This window comes from Pseudonocardia xinjiangensis (assembly GCF_012911925.1).
GTDB classification, from domain to species: domain Bacteria; phylum Actinomycetota; class Actinomycetes; order Mycobacteriales; family Pseudonocardiaceae; genus Pseudonocardia; species Pseudonocardia xinjiangensis.
In genome coordinates this window covers 1-4,506 of the sequence record NZ_JAAXKY010000262.1, presented here as the reverse complement: position 1 = coordinate 4,506, position 4,506 = coordinate 1, and the positions used below count along the sequence as shown (strand labels likewise).

The 4,506-nt window shown below is 70.2% G+C and carries 3 protein-coding genes; 2 read left to right on the top strand and 1 reads right to left on the bottom strand.

Going from position 1 to position 4,506, the window contains the following annotated elements:
- Both HF577_RS36610 and HF577_RS36605 read left to right on the top strand, forming a co-directional pair.
- Nucleotides 1-423: cupin domain-containing protein (locus HF577_RS36610; protein WP_169400587.1), on the top strand; the 423-nt coding region annotated here is incomplete at its 5' end.
- Nucleotides 424-440: 17 nt separating this feature from the next.
- Nucleotides 441-1,025: a non-oxidative hydroxyarylic acid decarboxylases subunit B gene (locus tag HF577_RS36605; RefSeq protein WP_169400586.1), complete on the top strand. Its 585-nt coding sequence runs from the start codon at nt 441-443 to the stop codon at nt 1,023-1,025.
- Nucleotides 1,026-1,183: 158 nt separating this feature from the next.
- Here HF577_RS36605 and HF577_RS36600 read toward each other — a convergent pair whose 3' ends face one another.
- Nucleotides 1,184-4,012 (bottom strand): aconitate hydratase, encoded by a 2,829-nt coding sequence (locus tag HF577_RS36600; protein WP_169400585.1) that lies wholly within the window; start codon nt 4,010-4,012, stop codon nt 1,184-1,186.
- Nucleotides 4,013-4,506 lie beyond the last annotated feature (494 nt).

Here is a 4,506-nt window from a genome sequence, read left to right as displayed (position 1 = left end):
GCACTGGACGGCAACACGCCGCAGACACCGGGCATGCACCGCGCCGCGGCGGTCACGCACGCGAGGGTGGGTTCGGAGAAGCTGTGGGCCGGGACGGTCACCATCCATCCGGGTGCCCGCACCGGCGCCCACCACCACGGTGAGCTGGAGAGCGTGATCTACGTGGTCCGCGGGCGGGCCCGGATGCGGTGGGGCGACAACCTGGAGTTCACCGCGGAGGCCGGCCCGGGCGGCTTCATCTTCGTCCCGCCCTTCGTGCCGCACCAGGAGATCAACGCGCTGGACGACGAGCCCCTCGAGTGCGTACTCACGCGCAGCGGACAGGAACCGATCGTGGTGAACCTGGACATCGAGGGTGTGAGCGAGCCCGAGCAGGTGCTCTGGACGGACCCGGCGCACCCGGCGCCCTGCCCGACCTGGTGAGTGAGGGGAGCGGGGGCATGAAGCTGGTCGTGGGAATGACCGGGGCCACGGGTGCGGTGCTCGGTGTACGGCTGCTCGAGGCGCTGCACGAGATGCCGGACGTGGAGACGCATCTGGTGCTCAGCCGGTGGGCGCGGGTCACGATCGAGCTGGAGACCCCCTACAGCGTGCGTGAGGTCGGGAAGCTGGCCGACGCGGTCTACGGCCACGGTGACCAGGCCGCGCCGATCTCGTCGGGCTCGTTCCGGACCGACGGGATGGTGGTCGTCCCGTGCAGCATGAAGACCCTTGCCGGGATCCGCACCGGATACGCCGACGGCCTGTTGTCCCGAGCCGCCGACGTGACGCTCAAGGAGCGCCGCAAGCTCGTGCTCGTCCCGCGCGAGACCCCGCTGAGCGAGGTCCATCTGGAGAACATGCTGGCGCTGACCCGGATGGGTGTGGTGCTCGTGCCGCCGATGCCGGCCTTCTACAACCACCCCCAGTCCGTCGCGGACGTCGTCGACCACATCGTGTCCCGTGTTCTCGACCAGCTCGGCCTTCCCGCACCGGAGGCGCGCCGCTGGACGGGGCCACCCCGCCAGGAGCCACCGGCGCCCTGACCGGGGCAGGTGCCGTCAGGGGCGCCGGTCTCCAGCCCTTATGTCAATCAAACATTGACGCCAGCGTTTCGTCGATCTATCGACGACATCGCCACCCGCCGCAACGACGACGGCGGGCGACCCGGAAGCCGGGCGCCCGCCGTCGAGGGGAGTGGGGACTAGTTGCGGAGCATTCCGCGCAGGACGTACTGCATGATCCCGCCGTTGCGGTAGTAGTCGGCCTCGCCGGGGGTGTCGATGCGGACGGTGGCGTCGAACTCCACCTTCTCGCCGTTCTCCTTCGTGGCCGTGACGTGCACGGTGCGCGGCGTCGAGCCGTCGTTCAGCGCGGTGACACCGGAGACGTCGAAGGTCTCGGTGCCGTCCAGGCCGAGGGACGCGGCCGACTCGCCCTGCGGGAACTGCAGCGGCAGCACGCCCATGCCGATCAGGTTCGACCGGTGGATCCGCTCGTAGCTCTCCACGATCACGGCCGTGACGCCGAGCAGCGCGGTGCCCTTGGCCGCCCAGTCACGCGACGAACCGGAGCCGTATTCCTTGCCGCCCAGCACCACCAGCGGCGTGCCCTGGGCGGCGTAGTTCTCGGCGGCGTCGTAGATGAACGCCTGCGGGCCGCCCTCCTGCGTGAAGTCGCGGGTGTACCCGCCGCTCACGCCGTCCAGAAGCTGGTTGCGCAGCCGGATGTTGGCGAACGTCCCGCGGATCATCACCTCGTGGTTGCCGCGGCGGGAGCCGTAGGAGTTGAAGTCCTTCTTCTCCACGCCGTGCTCGCGCAGGTACTGCCCGGCGGGGGTGTCCTCCTTGATGGAGCCCGCAGGCGAGATGTGGTCGGTGGTCACGGAGTCGCCGAGCAGGGCCAGCACCCGCGCGCCCGCGATGTCCTTCACCGGCGACGGCTCGGGCGCCATGCCCTCGAAGTACGGGGGCTTGCGGACGTAGGTCGACTCCGGGTCCCAGTCGAAGGTGTTGCCCTCCGGGGTCGGCAGCGAGCGCCAGCGCTCGTCGCCGGCGAAGACGTCCGCGTAGTCCTTGGTGAACATCTCCTGGCTGATGGCGGTGTCGATGGTGGACTGCACGTCCTTCGCCGAAGGCCACAGGTCGCGGAGGAAGACGTCGTTCCCGCTGGTGTCCTGGCCGAGGGGCTGGTTCTCGAAGTCGAAGTCCATCGTGCCGGCCAGGGCGTAGGCGATGACCAGCGGCGGCGAGGCCAGGTAGTTCATCTTGACGTCGGGATTGATCCGGCCCTCGAAGTTGCGGTTGCCCGAGAGCACCGAGACGACCGCGAGGTCGGCCTCGTTGACGGCGGCGGAGATCTCCTCGGCCAGCGGCCCGGAGTTGCCGATGCAGGTGGTGCAGCCGTAGCCGACGAGGTGGTAGCCCAGCTTCTCCAGGTACGGCCAGAGGCCGGCCTTCTCGTAGTAGTCGGTGACGACCTTCGAGCCGGGCGCCATCGACGTCTTGACCCACGGCTTGACCGCGAGGCCCTTGTCGACGGCGTTCTTGGCGAGGAGCGCCGCGCCCAGCATCACCGAGGGGTTCGAGGTGTTGGTGCAGGAGGTGATCGAGGCGATCACCACGGCTCCGTGGTCGATCTCGAAGGACGCTCCGTCGGCCAGTGCCACCCGGGTGGGCTTGCTGGTGCGGCCGGTCGCGCCGGAGGCCGCGGACACCGCGGTGTGCGGGGCGCCGTCGCCGTTGCCGCTGCTGGGCGACGACGGGTCGCTGGCCGGGAAGCTCTCCTCGCCTGCCTCGTCCACGGCGGAGGGGGTGCCGGCGGCGTCGTCGGGGTCGCGCTGGTCGGGGGCGCCCGCGTAGTCGACGAGCGCCTCGCGGAAGGCCTCCTTCGACTCCGAGAGCGCGATGCGGTCCTGCGGGCGCTTCGGGCCCGCGATCGACGGGACGACCGTGGACAGGTCGAGCTCGAGGGTCTCGGAGTAGGCGTACTCGCGCGACGGGTCGTGCCAGAGCCCCTGCTCCTTGGCGTAGGTCTCGACGAGCTCGATCTGCTCGGCGGAGCGGCCGGTGAGCTTGAGGTAGCGCACGGTCTCGTCGTCGATGGGGAAGATCGCGGCGGTGGAGCCGAACTCCGGGCTCATGTTGCCGATCGTGGCGCGGTTGGCCAGCGGCACCGCGCCGACGCCCTCGCCGTAGAACTCGACGAACTTGCCGACCACGCCGTGGCGGCGCAGCATCTCGGTGATCGTCAGCACGACGTCGGTGGCGGTGGCACCCGCCGGGATCTCGCCGGTGAGCTTGAAGCCCACCACGCGCGGGATGAGCATCGAGACGGGCTGGCCGAGCATGGCCGCCTCGGCCTCGATGCCGCCGACGCCCCAGCCCAGCACGCCGAGGCCGTTGACCATCGTGGTGTGGGAGTCGGTGCCGACGAGGGTGTCGGGGTAGGCCTGGCCGTTGCGGGTCATCACGACGCGGGCCAGGTGCTCGATGTTGACCTGGTGCACGATCCCGGTGCCCGGCGGGACGACCTTGAACTCGTCGAACGCGCCCTGGCCCCAGCGCAGGAACTGGTAGCGCTCCTTGTTGCGCTGGTACTCGAAGTCGACGTTGCGCTCGAACGCGTCCGGGCGGCCGAAGACGTCGATGATCACCGAGTGGTCGATCACCAGCTCGGCAGGCGCGAGCGGGTTGACCTTGGCGGGGTCGCCGCCCAGCTCGGTGACGGCCTCGCGCATGGTGGCCAGGTCGACGACGCAGGGGACGCCGGTGAAGTCCTGCATGACCACGCGGGCGGGGGTGAACTGGATCTCGGTGTCCGGCTCGGCTGCGGGATCCCAGTTCGCCAGCGCACGCACGTGCTCCGCGGTGACGTTCGTGCCGTCCTCGGTGCGCAGGAGGTTCTCGAGGAGCACCTTGAGGCTGAACGGAAGGCGCTCAGCGCCCTCGACGGCCGAGAGCCGGAAGATCTCGTGCTCGCCCCCGCCCGCCTGGATCGTTCCTCTCGCTCCGAAGCTGTCCGTGCTGGCCACGTCGTTGTCCTCCTGGCGGTGGTGGGCGCTGGGATGCCGCTCGAATGTCACTGGGATGAGTTTTTTTCGGAGTCTGGTGCACCGGCGCGTCCCCGGAGCAGCGACCCCGTCCAGTCAAAACAGTACGCTTGTCCTGCTACGGGGTCGACCTGGGGGAGGGGTCCTCCGACAGCGTGGCGACCGGCCACGACGTGCCCGTCGGTCACCAGGCCGGCCTGTCCTTTTCACCCGTGTGGTCAATGTTCGTCCTGGTACGCGTGTGGCTACCGGGCTGCCCGCCGTCCGGATGCCACAGTGCGCTCGCTCCTGGAGATCGACGAGGGGACGGAGGCGGCGCGTGCGGTATCGAGGCGGGCCGCGGTCGTCGTCGTCCGGGCGGGACCGGGGGAGCGGGCTCCCGGCATGGCGCCGCCAGGGGCTCGTGCTCGTGGTGCTGGTCGCGCTGCTCGGCGGCACGACGTCCACCGCGGGAGCCCAGCCCACCCCACCGCCAC